The sequence below is a fragment of the Pseudomonas sp. BF-RE-21 genome (assembly GCF_019947305.1).
Classification (GTDB): domain Bacteria; phylum Pseudomonadota; class Gammaproteobacteria; order Pseudomonadales; family Pseudomonadaceae; genus Aquipseudomonas; species Aquipseudomonas migulae.
Genome location: NZ_JAGYGF010000061.1, coordinates 19,517 through 38,134 on the forward strand (window position 1 = coordinate 19,517; position 18,618 = coordinate 38,134).

The window sequence follows — 18,618 nt, forward strand, 5'->3', positions numbered from 1 at the left end:
CCAGGACTGAATAATGACAGCGCTCGCACCTGACTTTTGACCCTGCCCGCAGGGAGGACTCTTCATGGAAAGCGATCTCTCGCCAATCAGCACGTCGACCGCTGGCAATCAAAAAAAATGGACCCTGGCCGCCTACAAAAACATGGCGAGAAAAAGACTCGCACGCAAAGCCGATATCAACTTGAAAAGCATCGCGCTGAAAAGTTGGGATATTGCGCCGGGCGAGACGACTCATTCTCCGTCGGCGTTCTACCTGCCCGGTCAAATGGACCGCGTGACAGGGTGGGAGGCGAAGCGTTTTTATCCTTTCGAACATCCCGCCCGCACCATGCAGGGGCTGGGCGACGTAGAACAAGGGCCGACCCGTGGCTACTTGCTCAAGGACGTCTGGATGATCGATGGCGCGCTCTACAAGGACAACGCCAGTCTGTGGCTGTCGCTCAAGCCAAGTATGTTCCCGCGCATTACCGTGGACACCGAGATCGATCGCGCCGCCGTCTACTGCACGCAAAACGGCAATACCTGGTTTGGAACGTGGTTGATGGAAGACTGCCCGACCTATTCCCTGGCCTGCGATGAAGGCGTGCCGGTGACCACCGCGCCCTCCGCCAGGTTTCCGTTGTTTACCCAGGCTCCCGCTTACGAAGACTGGTTTGGCATGAAACCGGTGCGCCTGCACAGTGCGTTTTTTCGTGAGCTCGTGCTGTTCGACGACTTGAGCAACAATCGAAACAGGCATCTGCGTTACCGGGCCATGGGGGAAAAACTGCTGTCGCACGTCAAGCATGAGGCTCACCCCGGCGTGTTCATTCTGCGCGGTGGCGACGGTGACTTGCGCTTTTTGCGCAATGAGCTCGAAGTCGCCGAACACCTGCGCAAGAGCAGGGGGTTCCGCGTTCTCGATCCTTTGAAAACCGATGTGCCGACCATCGTGGCGACCTGTGCCGGGGCGCGGACGGTGGTGGGGGTCGAAGGCAGTCAGCTGGTGCACGGCGTCAATGTGCTCCAGCCGGGCGGTTCGTTGCTGGCACTGCAGCCACCGAACCGTTTCGTCAGCTACTACAAGTTCCTGACGGATCGCGACAGGCAGAATTTCGGCTTCGTGGTCGGAACGCCAGAGGGCGACGGCTTCAAAATCGACATTCAAGAGGTCGAGCGCACACTGGATCTGTTCCCGTCATGACGGCCTGAGGGAACCCCGGCAAAAGACTTTCCGAACGGGTTTACGCCTGATCCCCAAACACCGGCCGGAAAAAACTCCGCTCATAGCTGAGGATGAATTTTTTATCCTCGGCATACTTGAACGCCGCGATGCAGTCCGCGTCCTTCATGGAGTCCTGCCGATAGCGCTCGTACTCGGCAAGGCTCGCAAAAGTGAACATCGCCAACGCAATGTTGTTGGCGCCCTCGGACGGCAGGAAATAGCCGTGGTGCTGGCCACCGAATTTTTCCACCAGTGGAATCCACAACTTTGCGTAGTGTTCGAATGCGCCGATCTGGTACGGGTCCAGCACGTACTTCAGGTAACAAGTGACCATGTGTTCGCTCTCTTCTACGGGAGGGTTAAACCATTCAAAGGCTGTTCAGCCATTCGGCAGTTTCGCAGATCACCTGGCTGCATGGGAGTCTTCACTGGACCCTGTATCCCGTAAATGCGGGCCATCTGTGTCTATCGGCTACATTGCGAGGTTGTTACGTTTGCGCCTCCACCGTATTCGATGAGGTAAAAATGGATCTCACCGCCATCCCGTTCGGGACGACCGACTGGTCGACGATCGAACCTGTCACCCATGCCGGCCAGACCGGAAACGCCTATTGGCGAACCTGTCAGTTTGGTTCGACGCGTGTGCGAATGGTTGAATACAGCCCCGGATACCTCGCCGATCATTGGTGCTGGAGAGGTCATATCCTGTTGTGCCTGGAAGGCGAGTTGCACACGGAACTGGAGGACGGTCGACAATTCACGCTGACGGCCGGCATGAGTTATCAGGTGGGCAACAATGCTGAAGGGCATCGGTCGTTCACCACCAGTGGCGCAAAATTGTTCATTGTGGATTAAGGCGTCGGATTGAATTTCGCCACTGGCCGTAGCGCTGGGTATCTCTATGGGAGATAACCCGATCAGATTAATTCGCTTCTTGAGATATATCCCGCGCGCGTAATGTCTGCCCTGTCTGAAGTAGAGAAGGGCGGATGATGAACAGGTTGAACACAACGATCGCCAATGCGCAGCCCGCGTTGCGGCCAGCCAGCGCAGGCTGGGCAACGGTGGCAGGCTTTGCTGCAAGCCTGGTCGGCATCGGCCTTGCGCGGTTTGCATATACGCCGTTGCTTCCAGCGATTATCGGCGCCCACTGGTTTGATCCGTCCAAGGCGGCGAAAAGCTCCAGCGATTCCCGGAGCCTTTGACACCGTGAATTACTCCGATAGAAACGTGATGTATTGGCGCCGCAACCTGACCGTTTGTGTGTTCGGCTCGTTCACGACACTGGTCAGCCTGAGCATGTTGTTGCCCTTTTTACCGTTGTACGTTCAACAACTGGGCGTGACGTCGCAGGCGGACGTGGTGCAATGGTCGGCCGTGGCATTCGGCGCGACTTTTTTCGGCACGGCGATCACCGCGCCGTTGTGGGGGCGCCTGGCTGACCGTTATGGCCGAAAACCCATGCTGGTCAGAGCGGCCATCGGGATGGCCATTGTCATGTCGTTGATCGGGCTGGCCCGGGACGTTACGGATCTGGTTGCGCTGCGCCTCATCGCCGGGCTCATTGGTGGCTACGCATCGGCGTCCATCGTCATGATCGGGTCGCAGGTCCCGCGCGAAAGGGCGGGTTGGGCACTCGGTGTCTTGTCCACGGGGGCCTTGTCCGGCAACCTGATCGGGCCACTGGTTGGCGGTTTTTTACCTGAGCTTGTCGGCATTCGCGGCACTTTTTTCGTCGGTGGAGCAATGATTGCGGTCGCCGCCATGACCACCATCCTGTTCGTTCGTGAGGATTTCGACCGAGCGTCGGACGCCAGACAACGGGACAGGAAAAACCGGCCTGAGGGGGGCGGTTCGAAATGGCCGGTCATCGCTGCACTGCTCATGACTGCGATGATGGTGCTGTTGGCCAACATGTCGATCGAGCCGATCATCACCGTCTACATCGGCGATCTCGGCGTACCGGTTGATCATCAGGCGCGGATAGCCGGCGTGGTCATGGCCTGTTCCGCGTTGGGCAGTATCCTGACCGCCGCCAGACTGGGGGCGCTGGCCGACCGGGTGGGCGGCTGGAGCGTGATTGTCGGTTGCCTGTTGCTGACGGCCGTGGTCATGGTGCCCCAAGCGTTCGTCACGCAATGGTGGCAACTGGCGGTATTGCGCGGCGTCATGGGCATGACCATTGCCGGGCTCCTGCCCGCGATTGCCAAGCTGATCCGGCATTCGGTCGAAGAGCACAACACCGGCAAAATCCTCGGTTACCTGCAATCGGCGCAGTTCTCAGGGCAGGTGATAGGTCCCTTGATTGGCGGCCAGATTGGCGCCCATCTCGGCTTGCATCATGTGTTCCTGGTGACGGCGGCATTGCTGGTGTTATGCGCCTTGATGAACGGCTGGGTCAGGAATCGCTACCTGGGCGACACCGTCCAGACGAACGCTGTCCAGAAAAGTGGATAACGCGCTGGAAAAATAGCCATCAAGGCGCCTGACGAACACCGTCTCTACCTCGGCGATGTCTGGTGCGAGCTCATGCACGTTGACCAACCCTTCGCGCAAAGCGTTCGCCACAACACCTCGGGGCAACAGCGTGACCCCGACGCCCGCCGACACACAGGCAATAATCGCTTCAATCGAGCCAAACTCCAGTGGCTCAGGCGCCAGGATGCCCAGGTTGGCCAGCAGGGAATCCAGGCGCTGGCGGTAGGAGCAGCCGATTCGAAAGACCACCGTCTTCAGATTGTCGACCGCGGCGACCGCGTCCAGCGTGTCAATGGCACAGGATGTGACCAGCACGAGCTCTTCGCGGAAGGCTTGCTCACTGAGCAATTCCGGGTGATTGACCGGGCCCACGACAAACGCCCCTTCGAGCTTACAGTCGATGACGCCCTGGATCAGGCTGCAGGTGGTGCCGGTGCGAATCACCGGGCGAACCTCCGGGTAGGCCTTGGCAAATTTTGCGATCAGCCGTGGAAGGCGCAGCGCCAGCGTCGTCTCGAGCGTACCGATCTCGAAGACACCTTTTGGATGCCCATCATCGCGCGCAGCGCAGGATGCATCGGACAGGAGCCGGGAAAGGCGGGCGGCGAACGGCAGGATCCGACGCCCAGCCGGCGTGACCTGAACCCCTCTGGCGCTGCGTTGGAACAGCGCCACCCCGAGCTCGTCCTCCAGCGACCGAATCCTCGCGGACACGTTGGACTGCACGGTGTTCAGCTCGCTCGCAGCCTTGTTCATGCTGCCGTGGCGCGCAACCGCATCGACCACCTTCAGATCCGTGACATCCATCGAATTCACCTATCTCTAAAACCAATAACCAACCGCAAATAAACAGCGTTCAGCAGATTAGTTTTGGTGTGCGGCAAAGGCAAGCAATGGCCGACATAGGGTGCGATTGAATTCATCAAAAAAGATCATACGCATCATTAATGATCGTTTTACATGATCTTTGGCCGGGCATAGGTTGAGGGTGCAAATACACCGCAGCCAGTGGCAAATCGAGTCTTCGAATTTGAGGCTGTGGAACAACAATAACTGTCCACTGCTACACGGAGTCAACGTGAACCATGCATCCGAGTCAGCCAGAATTCGCAACCATCCCCGGTACCAGGATTTGGTATCACGGCAGCGAAGATTCGTCGCTTGTCTTACTGCCGCCACCCTTGTCCCGTACTTCACGTTCATCCTCGTCGCGGCGTTCGCGCCCCAGCTTCTAGCGCAGAAACTCTCCGCAACCAGCATCATCAATATCGGTTGGCCGCTGGGCGTCGCCTTCATCGTCGGGGCCTGGTTGTTTACTGGCCTGTACATCCTGCGCGCCAACGGCGAGTTCGATGACCTCACAGCAGAAATTCGCGAGGGGGCCCTCGTATGAAACCCATTCTTCGTTACCTCATTGCGCCTTCTCTGTTGGGCGCGGTCACCACGTGCGCCTCGGCCGCCGACGTCTTGCAGGCGGTGGAAAAACAGCCGCTGAACATCACCGCTATCGCGATGTTTCTGGTCTTCGTGCTGACGACCCTGGGCATCACTTATTGGGCCGCTTCCAAGACCAAATCGATGGACGACTTCTACAATGCCGGCGGCGGCATCACCGGTTTCCAGAACGGTTTGGCACTGGCGGGGGACTACATGTCGGCGGCGGCGTTACTGGGCGTCACCAGCATGATTTTCTTCAACGGTTTTGATGGCGTGCTGTACTCGATCAGCTTCTTCGTCGCCTGGCCGTTGCTGTTGTTCCTGTTCGCCGAGCGCATCCGCAATCTGGGGCGAATCACCATCTCGGACATCGCGTCGTTCCGGCTCGATCAAAACCGGATCCGCACCATGACCGCGTTCGGTTCGTTGACCGTGGTCTGTTTTTATCTGGTGGTGCAGATGGTCGGAGCAGGGCAGTTGATCCAGCTGCTGTTTGGTCTTCCCTACAACTACGCGGTGATCGCTGTCGGTCTGTTGATGGCGATCTACGTCACGTTTGGCGGGATGGTCGCCACCACCTGGGTGCAGATCATCAAGGCAGGCTTGCTGCTGGTGGGCGGGACACTGCTGGCCGTGTTGGCGTTGAGCAAGTTCGGTTTTTCGTTCGAGCTACTGTTCGAAAAAGCGGTTGCCGCCCATCACGATGGCGAGCGGATCCTGCTGCCCAGCAAGCTGGTGGCCGACCCCTTGGCACTCATCTCGCTGTCGCTTGGCCTGGTCTTCGGTACCGCAGGATTGCCCCATATCCTCATGCGCTTTTTTACCGTGCCGGACGCCAAGCAAGCGCGCAAATCGGTATTCGTCGCGACAGGTTTCATCGGCTTCTTCTACCTGATCGTTGCGGTGTTGGGGCTGGCAGCCATCGTGATCGTCGGGCAAGACCCGGCCTTCTATGAGTCCGGCATTGTCGGTGGAAAGCTCATCGGCGGCGGGAACATGCCGGTGATGCATCTGGCAAAAGCCGTGGGCGGCGACCTGCTATTGGGCTTCATCTCCGCCGTCGCGTTTGCCACGATCCTGGCCGTGGTTTCGGGGCTCACCATGGCGGGGACCTCGGCGATTTCACATGACCTCTATGTCCGGGTCTTCCGCAAAAACCGTGCGGATGCGAAAGACGAGCGGCGTGTGTCGAAGATCGCCTCGGTCGGTATCGGCATCGTTGCGGTGGTGCTGGGCATTTTGTTCAAGGACCAGAACATCGCCTTCCTCGTCGCGCTGACCTTTGGCGTGGCGGCCTCGGTCAACTTCCCGATCCTCGTGCTCTCGATGTATTGGAAAGGGCTGACCACACGAGGGGCATTGATCGGTGGCATCGCCGGGCTGGTGAGCTCGGTCAGCCTGGTGATTCTCTCGCCGGCGGTGTGGGTCAAAGTGCTGGGCAATCCCGACGCGATCTTCCCCTTCGACTACCCGGCCATCATCTCGATGAACGTGGCGTTCCTGTTTACCTGGCTCGGCTCGGTCACTGATCGCAGTCGCGGCGCAGCGCTTGAACGCGAGCGTTTCGATGATCAGCTCATTCGCGCCCGCACGGGCCTTGGCGCATCGCAAGCGGTCAGCCACTGAGACGCGGCACACCTTCATCGCGATGAAGGTGTGCCGGTCATTTCCATACCCTGATTTGTGCTCTCTGCAAAAGGAGTCAGCCATGCAACTTCGAGACAATGGCTTAAGGTTTTCACCCATCACGGTCGTGCTGCACTGGGTCGTGGCGTTGTCGCTGCTCGCCATCCTCGGCTTGCAGGTGATGATCGGCCAGGCGTCCAGTGAGGCCGGGCGGATGTCGTTGGTACACCTGCAAAACCTCATGGGGCTGATCCTGTTTCTCGTATCGATCTATCGGTTCTGGGCCAGGATCACCGCTTACCACCCGCTGCCGGTGGGCACGCCCAATCCTATTGAAGTGATCATCAGCCGTTCCGTTGCGGTGGCGCTCGCCCTGGCGATGGTGCTGCTGCCGGTCGCGGTGTGGGCCTCGCGGGCGGCGGCCGGCGAGGGGGTGGGGTTGCCCGGAGGCTTTTCGATTCCGGCGCTGTTGCCCACCAATGCAGCGCTGAAACAGGTGGTCGATGTGCTCTTCGATATCGGGGCGTCGGCGTTCCTGGCCGGCCTGGCCTTGCATGTCTTCGGTGCGCTCAAGAATCACTTTCTCCTGAAGAACAACACGCTCAAGCGGATGCTTGGAAAACATGTGGAGCTGTGAGCCATGAACGAAGCCAGATTCGATTTTGCAGGTAACGCCATCACTCAATTGTGTGGCGTGAAATACCCGATTTTTCTCGGCGGGATGGCGGCGATTTCCGGCCCGCCGCTCGTTGCGGCCGTCGCCAACGCCGGTGGCCTGGGCGTGGTGGGCGGTTTGCGCCTGCCACCCTTGGCCTTGCGCCGATGGATACGGGAAACCCGAGCGCTGACCGACAAACCCTTTGGGGTGAACCTGGTGCCGCAGTTCGGCGGCCCTGACGTGTTTGAAGCGCAATTCCAGGTCGTGCTCGAAGAAAAACCGCGCCTGCTGTCCTTGTTTTACGCCGAGGCCTATTCCGCCGACATGATTCCCCGGGCCAAAGACGCGGGGCTGGTGGTCATGGTGCAAACGGGCTCGGTGGAGCTGGCGAGAATCGCGATCGCGCAAGGCGCTGACATCATCGTGGCGCAGGGCAGTGAAAGTGGCGGTCATTTGAATCGAGGCACGATAGGCATCATGCCGTTGCTGACTTCAATCCTTTGCGTTGCCGAGGGGCGGCCGGTGCTGGCGGCTGGTGGCATCACCAACGGTGACGATGTCCGCGCGCTGATGTCGCTCGGCGCGTCTGGGGTGGTGGTGGGCACTGCGTTCATTGCCACCGACGAGTCGAATGCGCACCCGCTCTACAAGCAAAAAATTGTCGAGGCGACGACGGATGACACCGAGTACCGGACCGGGTATTCGTTCGGCTGGACCTACGGCACGCCGCACCGGGTGATTCCCAATCGTGACAAGTGGAACCTGCTGCGTTTCATTGGCGGTGGCGCCCGCGCAATCGACAAACCGCGCATGGCCAAGAAGCTGTCGCTGTACGCGGGGCAGGGCGTTGGCAAGATCTACAGCGTCGTCCCCGCAGCAGAGCGTGTGGCGGAGCTTGCCCTTGGCTTGTAGTAAGCCTCTCCTCGATTAACCTGTAGGAGCGAAGCTTGCTCGCGAAGGCGGTGGTGCATTCAGTTTCAATAGTGAATGTCCTGACGCTTTCGCAGGCAAACCGGAACGCCGCCCCGCTCGCAACTACAGTGTCGGTCTGTGTGTTTTAAGCCGCCGGCCGAGCAATCTGCTCCTGCGCCAGACCGATAAACGCGCTCATCGCCGAGGTGATCATCGAGTCGTTCCTGCGGATGAAAACGGTCGAAACCTTGGCGAATTCGGCCGGTAGCGTGTGGCAGCGAATCGCATGCCGCACGCTGCAATTCTCTGCGATGGCCTTGGGCAACAAGGTCACGCCCATGCCCGCCGCGACGCATGACAGGATGCCATCGAGGGTGCCCAGTTCCATGATCTGGTTGGGCACCAGCCCGACCTGGTAGAACCAGTTTTCCAGGGTGGAGCGATAGAAGCATCCGGTGCGAAAGACCAGCACGGTTTGCTGGGGGATTTTCTCGATCAGCGCTGGCAGTGTCTCGAAGTGACTGCTACTGACCAGCACCAGTTCCTCCTGAAAAACCTCTTCCTGCGCCAACGCCGGATTCTGGTGAAATCCGCCGACAAACGCGCCGTCGAGTCGATGGGCTTCAATCGCCTTGATCAGCTCGGCCGTCGTTCCGGTCAGCAGCGACAGTTGCACTTCGGGGTATTGCTCGCGGTACTTCGTCAGCACCTGCGGCAAGCGAATGGCCGCCGTGGTTTCCATCGAGCCCAGCCGCAGCAGGCCGGTCGGAACGCCGGTGTCCGTCAACGCATTGCGACTCTCTTCTGTCAGCTGCAGGATGCGCCGCGCATAACCGAGGAAGGTCTCGCCCGCCGACGTGAGCACCACCCCGGATTTCTTGCGGATGAACAGCTCCCGATTCAGTTCGGCTTCCAGCTCCTTCACCCGCATGGTGACGTTGGACTGCACCGTATTCACGTTGACGGCGGCTGCGGTGAAGCTGCCGAGTTCGGCAACCGCGCAGAAAATCTTCAGTTGGCGCATTTCCATGATCGTCACCATCCATCATTAAAAGTGATTATGGACATATTTAACGATCACTTTACGGTCATTGTCGGTGGTTAGTAAAGTGGCCGAAACCCGGTAAAAGATGCGGATCGACCCATGACACTCACTTCGAAAATTGATCACGTCTTCGCCGGCGGCCTGGGGCTCTTGAAGCCCGAAGGGCAGCGTACGGGCATCTTCAAACAGCGCCGTTCAGGCCCCGTTCGCGTCGAGCTTCACGGGATTGTCGGTGACCAGCATGGCGACACCAGGGTTCACGGCGGTCCGGAAAAGGCTGTTCATCACTATGCGGCCGAAAATTATCAGCACCTGGCGCAGGCCTTTGCGCACTGTGCCCATGAGCTGCTTCCGGGCAGCCTGGGGGAGAACATTTCCGCGCTCGAACTCTCGGAGCGCAACGTGCACATCGGCGACGTATTCCAGATGGGCAGTGCGGTGTTGCAGGTCTCTCAACCGCGCAGCCCGTGCTGGAAAATCAATCATCGTTTCGACGTCGAGCATATGTCGATGCATGTCGCCAAGGAGCGAATCACCGGTTGGTATTACCGGGTGCTCCAACCGGGCTTCATTGAAGCGGGCGACAGGATCGAGCTGCTGGAAAGGCAAACGGAGCGTTTTTCCATCGATGAATTCTGGCAGGTGCAGTTGTGGCACCGGCCGGTGATCGACGATCTGCTGGCGCTGGCGGCAAGCCGTGGGTTGGCCGATGACTGGAAGCGGCGACTGTCGGAGCGGGCGAAGTGGCTGCAGAAATCGCTTCAGGTCTGAAGCTGCAAACACACACTTGTGTAGGAGCGAGCCTGCTCGCGAAAAACCCATAGACACCGCGTATTTCCAAGCTTCACGCGTTATCGTTAACGTTCTTCGCGAGCAGGCTCGCTCCTACAATGGTTTACCCGCTTAGCGGTGTTCAGTCTCGCGGATCAATCTGATCCAGCACCCGGTTCGCTGTTATCTCCGCCAGCATGATGCTGTTGGAAATGCCCAGCAGCGCATTGCGCGACCCACCGTCCAGAAGGTCCACCAAGTGATGGACCATCACGTCGACCGAGGCCAGCGTCTCGACCAGATAAACCATCAGGGTTTCGGTCGTAAGTTCTGGGTCCACAGTAAACAAAGTGCTGGGTGTGCGCGGCGTGGCTTTGATGTCGGCAGCCGACGGGAAGTGGTAGTCGAGGGCACGCTCGGCGGCCTCGTTGAGTTTGTTTGAGTCGGGTTCGTATGGGGATGCCGGATCAGTATCCGGTGGGTTCGGTGAAGGCTTGATCATATGCTGAGTTACCTAATGGAGTGCCACCCCTCTTGCGACTAAACGAAAGGGGAGGCAGCTGTACGCAGGTTAGTCGACCGGGTAACTCAGCAATCCGGCGCGCCCGAGGGCGCCCCACGTACAGCCACCATCAAGTACAGGCAATGTATGACCTGCATGACAGATGCACGCACAACTGGGTTACCACGAGCGACTAAACCCGACCACTGATGAGCAGTGGCACGAATCAAGTTACCGGGCACCCCCAAAGCGCACAAGCCGGCGGATTCTGGCGTACCCGTAGGCAACGGCGCAAGGTTTTGTAGCTTTCATCTCGTAACCACGAGCGCGCTTAAACAAGCATTCAGCAACGCTGTTTAACACCTCAAACACCTTCACCATTTCTGATCCATAAGATCATTAATCATCATTTTACATGATCCTTCGGCTGGCCTACTTTGACCCTGGCAGGCGAGCCACCGGCCGCCTGGCGCTCTCCCGACAACAACAAGAGATGGCTCTTATCCACCACCAGGGGACACCCGCCATGAGCAACCAGCCAGCAGACATCGCACACTACATTCACGGCCGCGTGACGCACGGTACTTCCGGCCGCACACAGAACGTCACCAACCCTGCCATTGGCTCCGTCATCGGCAAAGTGGCCCTCGCCAATGCCGCTGAAGTCGACGCGGCGGTGAAGTCGGCAGCGGCCGCGTTTCCCGCCTGGTCGGCGCTGCCGCCGCTGCGTCGCGCCCGTATCCTGTTCAAGTTCCTGGCGTTGCTCAATGAACACCGCGACACACTGGCGCGCATGATCACCGCCGAGCACGGCAAAGTCTTCACCGACGCCCAGGGCGAAGTAACGCGCGGTATCGAGGTCGTCGAGTTCGCCTGCGGCATCCCGCAACTGCTCAAGGGTGACTACACCGAACAGGTCTCCACCAACATCGACAACTGGACCATGCGCCAGCCGCTGGGCGTGGTGGCCGGCATCACCCCGTTCAACTTCCCGGTGATGGTGCCGATGTGGATGTTCCCGGTGGCCATCGCCTGCGGCAACACCTTCGTGCTCAAGCCGAGCCCCATCGACCCGTCGCCTTCGCTGCTGATCGCCGAATTGTTCAAGGAAGCCGGGCTGCCGGATGGCGTGTTTAACGTGGTGCAGGGCGATAAAGAAGCGGTGGATGCGCTGATCGATCACCCGGACGTCAAAGCCGTGAGCTTTGTCGGATCGACGCCGATTGCCAACTACATCTACGAAACCGGTGCCCGCCACGGCAAGCGTGTCCAGGCATTGGGCGGCGCGAAGAATCACATGGTGGTGATGCCCGATGCCGACATCGATCAGGTGGTCGACGCGCTGATCGGCGCGGCGTTCGGCTCTGCCGGCGAGCGTTGCATGGCGATCTCGGTGGCGGTGTTTGTCGGCGATGTCGCCGATAAGGTGATGCCGAAACTGGTGGAACGCACCCGCACGCTCAAAGTCCTCGAAGGCATGAACCTGGCCGCCGAGATGGGCCCGATCGTGTCGCAAGTCGCACTGCAACGCATCACTGGCTACATCGAACAAGGCATTGAGGAGGGCGCAGAACTGCTGGTCGACGGCCGTGGTTTTGACGGCGCCCAGGCTGGTGCGAATTGCGCCGAAGGGTTCTGGCTCGGCGGCACGGTGTTCGACCATGTCACCCCCGAGATGAAAATCTACAAAGAGGAAATTTTCGGTCCGGTATTGGCGTGCATGCGCGTGAAGGACTTTGCCGAGGCGGTCGATCTGGTCAACTCACACGAGTTCGGCAACGGCACCGCTTGCTATACCCGCGACGGTCACATCGCACGTGAATTCGCCAGTCGCATTCAAGTGGGGATGGTCGGCATCAACGTGCCGATTCCGGTGCCGATGGCGTGGCATGGTTTTGGTGGCTGGAAGCGCTCGCTGTTCGGTGACACACACGCCTACGGCGAAGAGGGCGTGCGCTTCTACACCAAGCAGAAGTCGATCATGCAGCGCTGGCCGAACAGCATCGCCAAGGGCGCGGAATTCGCCATGCCGACCTCCAAGTAAGCACCGCTTTCTGCTCCACAGGTTTGGGGTGGATGACGTGTTGGCGCGGGCTTGCACGGCATCGTTTTTCCCAGGGGGAGCGAACGCTCGCTCCCGGTTTTTTTCGCACAGGTGAACCGCTATGCCGCTGCTCAAGTTCGACATCATCCAGGGGCGCAATGACCAACAACTCAAGGCCCTTCTGGACGTGACCCATCAGGCGATGGTCGAGGCCTTTGAAGTGCCCGCCAGTGATCGCTACCAAAGTGTCACGCAACACCGTCCGGGGGAGTTGGTGCTGCACGACACCGGATTGGGTTACACACGTTCGGCCAATGTGGTGTTGCTGACGGTGATTTCGCGACCGCGTCTACAGGCGCAGAAAACCGCGTTCTACCGCTTGCTGGCCGAGAGGCTGCAAGCCGAGTGTGGCCTGTCACCCGACGACCTGATTGTTTCGCTGGTGGAGAACGCCGATGCGGACTGGTCCTTCGGCCGTGGAAGGGCGCAATTTCTGACCGGTGAACTTTAGGGTTTGCCGCGTGGGCCAAAGGGTCCGTTTTTACCTCTGTACAACTGTCTTTCAGGTGATGCCATGTCTACTCCGCTGCTGTCTCTTTTGAACATTCGACTGCCTGTCCTTCAATCGCCGATGGCAGGCATTTCCACGCCCCGACTGGCGGCAGCGGTGTCCAGTGCCGGCGGCCTCGGCGCGATTGGCATCGGGGCGAGCGACGTCGAGCAGGCGCGGAACATGATCCGCGAGACGGCCGCGCTGACAGACAAACCGTTCAATGTGAATGTTTTTTGCCACCAGCCTGCTGTCCACGACAGCGCTCGCGAGACGCAGTGGCTGACATTTCTGGCGCCGTTCTTTGCGCAGTTCGGGGCCGCTGCACCGACGGCGCTGCGTGAGATCTACACCTCATTCGTCGAAGACCCTGACATGCTGCAGATGCTGCTGGAAGAACGGCCGGCGGTGGTCAGCTTCCATTTCGGGCTGCCACCACAACCGGCCATCGATGCGCTCAAGGCTGCGGGCATCATCCTGTTGTGTTCCGTGACCAACCTGGCCGAAGCGCAGAGCGCGGAACGCGCCGGGGTGGATGCGCTGGTCGCTCAAGGTTATGAAGCCGGGGGACATCGCGGGGTATTCGATCCAAAACAGGACTCGCAGATGGGGACGTTTGCGTTGGTGCGTGTGCTGGCGGCTGCTTGCCAACTGCCGGTGATCGCGGCGGGCGGCATCATGGACGGCGCGGGGATCAAGGCCGTCATGCAGTTGGGCGCCAGTGCCGCGCAGTTGGGAACGGCGTTTATCCTCTGCCCCGAATCCTCCGCCAACAGCGCCTATCGCGAGGCCTTGAAGGGGCCGCGCGCGCACCAGACTGCCGTCACCAGCGTCATCTCCGGGCGTCCTGCCCGAGGCATGGTCAACCGCAACTTCACCTGCCTGGAGAAGGCTGGCACGGCGCTGCCAGACTATCCGCGTGCCTATGACGCCAACAAAGCGCTCAACGCCGCGGCCACCGCCCAGGCAAACACGGAGTTTGCCGTGCAGTGGGCGGGGCAGGGGGCGCCCCTGATTCGTGAGATGCCGGCCGCTGCGCTGGTGAATGTGCTTGCTGCGGAAATGCACGACTGAGCCAATCGGTCATCTGCGGCGAGCCGACATTTCACCGACTGCGCAAAACGATTCAAACGCGAGCTCTACTTCAACATTAATGGCTCAGGCGCGATGAAAATCCGCCTGGCCCAGTTTCAAAAAACACGACCCCCCATACCTCTACACGACAACCCTTATCCCTCTACGAAAATTACTTTCGCCTCGTTTGAAAATCACCTCTCGAAATGTTTTATGAGTTTCACAACCCATTCGACGTGACCCTTTCGAGGAGTACCGCATGACCCTGTCCTTCGGCTATTGGCTGCTGGTGTATGCCGCCATCGCCATCATCGCGCTGATCGTTCTGATCGCCCGTTACCGGCTTAATCCCTTCATCGTCATCACCCTGGTCTCCATCGGCCTGGCATTGCTCGCCGGCATGCCGCCGTCCGGCGTGGTTGGTGCCTACGAGGCCGGTGTCGGCAAGACCCTGGGGCATATCGCGCTGGTGGTGGCGCTGGGCACGATGCTCGGCAAGATGATGGCCGAGTCCGGTGGCGCCGAGCAGGTGGCGCGCACCTTGATCGACCGTTTTGGCGAGAAGAACGCGCATTGGGCGATGGTGTGCATCGCCTTCCTGGTCGGGCTGCCGCTGTTCTTCGAAGTCGGTTTTGTGTTGCTGGTGCCGATCGCCTTTACCGTGGCGCGCCGCGTGGGCGTGTCGATCCTGATGGTCGGTTTGCCGATGGTCGCCGGGCTGTCGGTGGTGCATGCGCTGGTGCCGCCGCACCCGGCGGCGATGCTGGCGGTGCAGGTGTATCAGGCGTCGGTCGGGCAGACGCTGATGTATGCGATTTTGATCGGCATTCCGACGGCGATCATTGCCGGCCCGCTGTACGCCAAGTTCATCGTGCCGCGCATTCAACTGCCGGCGGAAAACCCGCTGGAACGCCAGTTCCTCGAGCGTGAACCGCGCGACAGCCTGCCGGGTTTCGGCATCACCATGGCGACCATTCTGTTGCCGGTGCTGTTGATGCTGATCGGCGGCTGGGCCAACCTGATCTCTACGCCGGGCAGCGGCTTCAACCAGTTTTTGCTGTTCATCGGCAACTCGGTGATCGCGCTGTTGCTGGCGACCTTGCTGAGCTTCTGGACCCTCGGCCTCGCCCAGGGCTTCAACCGTGAATCGATCCTCAAGTTCACCAACGAATGCCTGGCACCGACCGCCAGCATCACCTTGCTGGTCGGCGCCGGCGGCGGTTTGAATCGGATTCTGGTGGACGCCGGGGTCACCGACCAGATCGTCAGCCTGGCCCACGAATTTCACCTGTCGCCGCTGCTGATGGGCTGGCTGTTCGCCGCGTTGATGCGCATCGCCACCGGTTCCGCCACCGTGGCCATGACCACCGCCTCCGGCATTGTCGCGCCGGTGGCCATTGGTCTGGGTTATCCGCATCCGGAGTTGCTGGTGCTGGCGACGGGCGCCGGGTCGGTGATCTTTTCCCACGTCAACGACGGCGGCTTCTGGTTGATCAAGGAATACTTCAACATGAGCGTTACCCAGACGTTCAAGACCTGGACCGTGCTGGAGACCATTATTTCGTTGGTCGCCTTCGCGCTGACCGTGGGTCTTTCTTACCTCATCTAGCTCGAACACTCCGATCGCTTTCCTCAAGGCTCATGGTCACTCATCGAGCGCGGCATTGTGCGCGCCGGGGTTGAGTGACCGTGGCGGACAGCGGTCGGCAAAAACTAAAAAAAAACATAAAAAAATGACCCAGGAGCACCGTATGTTCAAGCGAGCAATCCCCACCGCACTTTTGCTGGCCACCGGTTCGATGTGCGCACAGGCAGCCGACACTGCCGCGCACGGTTTTCTGGAGGACAGCAAAGCCACGCTGTCGATGCGCACGTTGTATTTCAACAGCGATAACCGCGATGGCACGGCGGACCCGTCGAAAACCGAGGAGGCCGCGCAGGGTTTTGTGCTGCGCTATGAGTCCGGTTTTACCCAGGGCGCGGTCGGTTTCGGGCTGGATGCGCAAGCGTTGCTCGGTGTGACGCTGGACAGCGGCGCGGGTCGCCACGTGGGCAGCGGCATGATCCCGACTGACGGCGACGGTGCTGCCGACTCCTGGAGCAGCTTTGGCCCCACGGCGAAGATGCGCATCTCAAAAACTGAGTTCCGCTACGGCACCTTGCTGCCGAAACTGCCGATCCTGTTGTCGAACGATGCCCGCGTATTGCCGCAGTCGTTCACCGGTGCGCAGGTCACCTCGAATGACATCGATGGGTTGATGCTGACCAGTGGCGTGCTTGAACACGCGGTCGGCCGCGCCTCGACGGACCGGACCGGTTTGTCGGTGCCGGGCGCCACGCAGGACAGCAACAAGTTCTACTTCGCCGGCGGTGACTACTACATCACCAAGGAACTGAAGGCGCAGTATTACTTCGCGCAGATGGAAGACTTCTACAACCAGAACTTTTTCGGTCTGACCCACGTGTTGCCGATCGACAGCAAAAGCTCGTTCACCACCGATCTGCGTTACTTCAACACCACATCGACGGGCGCCAACAGTTCCGCTGCCGGCCGCGCACAAGGCTACCGCACCTCGGGTTATACCGAGGACAACAACGGTGAAATCGACAACAACACCTGGGTGGCGATGATCACCTATGTGAACGGTGGCCACTCGGTGTCGCTGGGGCATCAACAGGTGGGTGACGGCAGCAACTTCGTGCAGCCCAACCAAGGTAGCCTGGTCGATAAAGGGGCGGGTGGTGGCAGTGTTTACCTGCCGACGGACCGCATGATCCAGAGCTTTACCCGCGCAGGCGAGCAGACGAACTTCGGTCAATATTCCTATGACTTCGCGCCTTTGGGCGTGCCGGGCCTGAAAGCGTCGATCGCGTATCTGAAAGGGACTGACATCAAGGTTCGCAACGCGGGCGATCAGTCCGAGTGGGAGCGCGATATGACCCTGGACTACGTGCTGCAATCGGGGGCGCTCAAGGGGCTTGGTTTCAGCGTGCGCAACGGCAAGTCGAATACCGATGCCGGGCGTAACGTTGATCAGAATCGCTTTATCATCAACTACACCTTGTCGCTGCTGTAATCGCCCACGGGTCTTTGTAGGAGCCGGCTTGCCGGCGATTGGGCCTTGAGGTTTGTGGTGTTGTTGCGGACGTCATCGCCAGCAAGCCGGCTCCTACAGGGTTTGCGTTTTGTCAGTTGCTAAGGTGTCAGGCGAGCACGGTCTTTGTAGGAGCCGGCTTGCCGGCGATTGGGCCTTGAGGTTTGCGCTGTTTTTGCGGACGTCATCGCCGGCAAGCCGGCTCCTACAAGGTATGCGTTGTGCCAGTTGCTAAGGTGCCAGGCGGGCACGGTCTTTGTAGGAGCCGGCTTGCTGGCGATTCAGGCGACGCGGTGTATCTGTTACGCCGCCATCGCCGGCAAGGTATGCGTTGTTGCTAAGGTGTCAGGCGCTGGGTCAGCAACGGCAATAGTTGTTCGCAGGATGCCTCGATTTTCAGATCGAGGATGTCATCCGCCCGCGTCTTGCCCAGGTTAATCGCTATCAGCGGCTTGCCCTGATCCGCCACCGCCCGGCATAACCGAAACGCCGAATACGCCATCAACGAAGACCCCACCACCAGCAATCCCGCCGCTTTTTCCACCGCAGTCATTGCCTTGGCTGCCGTCACCTGCGCCACGTTCTCGCCAAAAAACACCACGTCCGGTTTCATTCGCTCACCTGCGCAATGCGGGCAGTGCGGTACTTGAAACCGCGCTTCGAATGCCGCGTCGAGCAGCGTGTCGCCGTCCGGCGCCTGCACCGCATCCACGCCGGCCAGGTACGGGTTCTGCGTTTCCATCAACTGCTGGATCGAATCCCGCTCACTGCGCTGCCCGCAATCCAGGCAGAGCACCCGGTGCAGGCTGCCATGCAGTTCGATCACGTCGTGGCTGCCGGCCTGGTCGTGCAAGGTGTCGACGTTTTGGGTGATCAACCCGCTGATCTGTCGGGTGCTTTGCAGGTTGGCGAGGGCTTCATGCGCCACATTTGGCTGAGCCTGACGCACCCGCGGCCAGCCGAGCATCGCTCGCGCCCAGTAGCGGCGTCGGGATTCGGGGGCGCTGAGGAATTCCTGATACATCATCGGTTGCCGGCCACGGCGCACGCCCTGGTGGTCGCGGTAGTCCGGAATGCCCGACGGGGTGCTGATGCCGGCACCGGTCAGGACCACGAACGGCTGGTCGGTCATGAACTGCTGGAGCCGGTCGAGTTGTTCGCGGGTGCGGCTGTCGAGCATGTTCAACACTCCGATGGGGCTGGGGTGTTTGAAGGGTAGCAT

18 protein-coding genes and 1 pseudogene are annotated in these 18,618 nt (G+C 60.0%); 14 read left to right on the forward strand and 5 right to left on the reverse strand.

Annotated elements, in window-relative coordinates; genetic code table 11:
* The first annotated feature begins 64 nt into the window (after window positions 1-64).
* Complete coding sequence (locus KGB25_RS26455; RefSeq protein ID WP_192229009.1) at window positions 65-1,183, forward strand: glycosyltransferase 61 family protein; 1,119 nt, start codon at window positions 65-67, stop codon at window positions 1,181-1,183.
* A gap of 40 nt (window positions 1,184-1,223) precedes the next feature.
* Here KGB25_RS26455 and KGB25_RS26460 read toward each other — a convergent pair whose 3' ends face one another.
* Window positions 1,224-1,538: an NIPSNAP family protein gene (locus KGB25_RS26460; protein ID WP_223437318.1), complete on the reverse strand. Its 315-nt coding sequence runs from the start codon at window positions 1,536-1,538 to the stop codon at window positions 1,224-1,226.
* 191 nt (window positions 1,539-1,729) lie between these two features.
* On the opposite strand from KGB25_RS26460, the gene KGB25_RS26465 reads away from it, so the two are divergent.
* The 3 genes and pseudogenes from KGB25_RS26465 to KGB25_RS26475 all read left to right on the forward strand — a co-directional run bounded on the left by KGB25_RS26465 (window position 1,730) and on the right by KGB25_RS26475 (window position 3,661).
* On the forward strand, window positions 1,730-2,059 hold the full coding sequence (locus tag KGB25_RS26465; RefSeq protein ID WP_008029418.1) for a DHCW motif cupin fold protein: 330 nt from the start codon (window positions 1,730-1,732) through the stop codon (window positions 2,057-2,059).
* A gap of 134 nt (window positions 2,060-2,193) precedes the next feature.
* Window positions 2,194-2,370, forward strand: a pseudogene (locus KGB25_RS26470) (YbfB/YjiJ family MFS transporter); the annotation flags it as partial.
* Between the two features lie 43 nt (window positions 2,371-2,413).
* Window positions 2,414-3,661: an MFS transporter gene (locus tag KGB25_RS26475; RefSeq protein ID WP_223437320.1), complete on the forward strand. Its 1,248-nt coding sequence runs from the start codon at window positions 2,414-2,416 to the stop codon at window positions 3,659-3,661.
* On the opposite strand, the gene KGB25_RS26480 is transcribed toward KGB25_RS26475, so the two are convergent.
* Window positions 3,578-4,489, reverse strand: coding sequence for a LysR family transcriptional regulator (locus tag KGB25_RS26480; RefSeq protein WP_008039754.1), 912 nt, complete (start codon window positions 4,487-4,489; stop codon window positions 3,578-3,580). The genes KGB25_RS26475 and KGB25_RS26480 overlap by 84 nt on opposite strands.
* Before the next feature lie 271 nt (window positions 4,490-4,760).
* Between KGB25_RS26480 and KGB25_RS26485 the strand changes: the two genes are divergently transcribed.
* From KGB25_RS26485 to KGB25_RS26500, 4 genes are all read left to right on the forward strand, one after another.
* A complete protein-coding gene (locus KGB25_RS26485; protein WP_207285897.1) occupies window positions 4,761-5,075 on the forward strand; it encodes a DUF485 domain-containing protein in 315 nt (104 codons plus the stop codon).
* Window positions 5,072-6,745 (forward strand): cation acetate symporter, encoded by a 1,674-nt coding sequence (locus KGB25_RS26490; protein WP_223437323.1) that lies wholly within the window; start codon window positions 5,072-5,074, stop codon window positions 6,743-6,745. Before KGB25_RS26485 ends, KGB25_RS26490 begins: the two co-directional genes overlap by 4 nt.
* Before the next feature lie 82 nt (window positions 6,746-6,827).
* Entirely contained in the window at window positions 6,828-7,382 is a 555-nt protein-coding gene (locus tag KGB25_RS26495) for a cytochrome b (protein ID WP_223437325.1), read from the forward strand.
* Window positions 7,383-7,385: 3 nt separating this feature from the next.
* A complete protein-coding gene (locus KGB25_RS26500) occupies window positions 7,386-8,315 on the forward strand; it encodes an NAD(P)H-dependent flavin oxidoreductase (protein ID WP_223437327.1) in 930 nt (309 codons plus the stop codon).
* A gap of 145 nt (window positions 8,316-8,460) precedes the next feature.
* Here the strand turns inward: KGB25_RS26500 and KGB25_RS26505 are convergent, their stop codons facing one another.
* Window positions 8,461-9,345, reverse strand: coding sequence for a LysR family transcriptional regulator (locus KGB25_RS26505; RefSeq protein WP_223437329.1), 885 nt, complete (start codon window positions 9,343-9,345; stop codon window positions 8,461-8,463).
* A 114-nt stretch (window positions 9,346-9,459) separates the two neighbouring features.
* Here KGB25_RS26505 and KGB25_RS26510 point away from each other — a divergent pair, with 114 nt between their 5' ends.
* A complete protein-coding gene (locus tag KGB25_RS26510) occupies window positions 9,460-10,131 on the forward strand; it encodes an MOSC domain-containing protein (RefSeq protein ID WP_223437331.1) in 672 nt (223 codons plus the stop codon).
* Between the two features lie 142 nt (window positions 10,132-10,273).
* On the opposite strand, the gene KGB25_RS26515 is transcribed toward KGB25_RS26510, so the two are convergent.
* The gene (locus tag KGB25_RS26515; RefSeq protein WP_223437333.1) at window positions 10,274-10,633 is read right to left on the reverse strand and encodes a DUF6124 family protein; all 360 of its coding nucleotides are present in this window, start codon (window positions 10,631-10,633) and stop codon (window positions 10,274-10,276) included.
* 526 nt (window positions 10,634-11,159) lie between these two features.
* On the opposite strand from KGB25_RS26515, the gene KGB25_RS26520 reads away from it, so the two are divergent.
* The 5 genes from KGB25_RS26520 (at window position 11,160) to KGB25_RS26540 (ending at window position 17,378) form a co-directional block, all read left to right on the forward strand.
* The gene (locus tag KGB25_RS26520) at window positions 11,160-12,677 is read left to right on the forward strand and encodes a CoA-acylating methylmalonate-semialdehyde dehydrogenase (protein WP_008029395.1); all 1,518 of its coding nucleotides are present in this window, start codon (window positions 11,160-11,162) and stop codon (window positions 12,675-12,677) included.
* A 121-nt stretch (window positions 12,678-12,798) separates the two neighbouring features.
* Window positions 12,799-13,188 carry a tautomerase family protein gene (locus KGB25_RS26525; protein WP_223437335.1) on the forward strand — a complete coding sequence of 130 codons (390 nt, stop codon included), beginning with the start codon at window positions 12,799-12,801 and terminating at the stop codon, window positions 13,186-13,188.
* A gap of 63 nt (window positions 13,189-13,251) precedes the next feature.
* Window positions 13,252-14,301, forward strand: a complete 1,050-nt coding sequence (locus KGB25_RS26530) for an NAD(P)H-dependent flavin oxidoreductase (RefSeq protein WP_223437337.1) — start codon at window positions 13,252-13,254, stop codon at window positions 14,299-14,301.
* A 259-nt stretch (window positions 14,302-14,560) separates the two neighbouring features.
* A complete protein-coding gene (locus tag KGB25_RS26535) occupies window positions 14,561-15,910 on the forward strand; it encodes a gluconate:H+ symporter (protein WP_192227665.1) in 1,350 nt (449 codons plus the stop codon).
* A gap of 142 nt (window positions 15,911-16,052) precedes the next feature.
* Complete coding sequence (locus KGB25_RS26540) at window positions 16,053-17,378, forward strand: OprD family porin (protein ID WP_223437339.1); 1,326 nt, start codon at window positions 16,053-16,055, stop codon at window positions 17,376-17,378.
* Window positions 17,379-17,733: 355 nt separating this feature from the next.
* Here the strand turns inward: KGB25_RS26540 and KGB25_RS26545 are convergent, their stop codons facing one another.
* Entirely contained in the window at window positions 17,734-18,576 is an 843-nt protein-coding gene (locus tag KGB25_RS26545) for an NAD-dependent protein deacetylase (RefSeq protein ID WP_223437341.1), read from the reverse strand.
* Window positions 18,577-18,618 lie beyond the last annotated feature (42 nt).

What these genes read in the sequence shown, in the direction of transcription:
- KGB25_RS26455 (WP_192229009.1), top strand. Translation starts at nt 65, where the DNA reads ATGGAAAGCGATCTCTCGCCAATCAGCACGTCGACCGCTGGCAATCAA.
- KGB25_RS26460 (WP_223437318.1), bottom strand. Translation starts at nt 1,538, where the DNA reads ATGGTCACTTGTTACCTGAAGTACGTGCTGGACCCGTACCAGATCGGC.
- KGB25_RS26465 (WP_008029418.1), top strand. Translation starts at nt 1,730, where the DNA reads ATGGATCTCACCGCCATCCCGTTCGGGACGACCGACTGGTCGACGATC.
- KGB25_RS26480 (WP_008039754.1), bottom strand. Translation starts at nt 4,489, where the DNA reads ATGGATGTCACGGATCTGAAGGTGGTCGATGCGGTTGCGCGCCACGGC.
- KGB25_RS26490 (WP_223437323.1), top strand. Translation starts at nt 5,072, where the DNA reads ATGAAACCCATTCTTCGTTACCTCATTGCGCCTTCTCTGTTGGGCGCG.
- KGB25_RS26495 (WP_223437325.1), top strand. Translation starts at nt 6,828, where the DNA reads ATGCAACTTCGAGACAATGGCTTAAGGTTTTCACCCATCACGGTCGTG.
- KGB25_RS26500 (WP_223437327.1), top strand. Translation starts at nt 7,386, where the DNA reads ATGAACGAAGCCAGATTCGATTTTGCAGGTAACGCCATCACTCAATTG.
- KGB25_RS26505 (WP_223437329.1), bottom strand. Translation starts at nt 9,345, where the DNA reads ATGGAAATGCGCCAACTGAAGATTTTCTGCGCGGTTGCCGAACTCGGC.
- KGB25_RS26510 (WP_223437331.1), top strand. Translation starts at nt 9,460, where the DNA reads ATGACACTCACTTCGAAAATTGATCACGTCTTCGCCGGCGGCCTGGGG.
- KGB25_RS26515 (WP_223437333.1), bottom strand. Translation starts at nt 10,633, where the DNA reads ATGATCAAGCCTTCACCGAACCCACCGGATACTGATCCGGCATCCCCA.
- KGB25_RS26520 (WP_008029395.1), top strand. Translation starts at nt 11,160, where the DNA reads ATGAGCAACCAGCCAGCAGACATCGCACACTACATTCACGGCCGCGTG.
- KGB25_RS26525 (WP_223437335.1), top strand. Translation starts at nt 12,799, where the DNA reads ATGCCGCTGCTCAAGTTCGACATCATCCAGGGGCGCAATGACCAACAA.
- KGB25_RS26530 (WP_223437337.1), top strand. Translation starts at nt 13,252, where the DNA reads ATGTCTACTCCGCTGCTGTCTCTTTTGAACATTCGACTGCCTGTCCTT.
- KGB25_RS26535 (WP_192227665.1), top strand. Translation starts at nt 14,561, where the DNA reads ATGACCCTGTCCTTCGGCTATTGGCTGCTGGTGTATGCCGCCATCGCC.
- KGB25_RS26540 (WP_223437339.1), top strand. Translation starts at nt 16,053, where the DNA reads ATGTTCAAGCGAGCAATCCCCACCGCACTTTTGCTGGCCACCGGTTCG.
- KGB25_RS26545 (WP_223437341.1), bottom strand. Translation starts at nt 18,576, where the DNA reads ATGCTCGACAGCCGCACCCGCGAACAACTCGACCGGCTCCAGCAGTTC.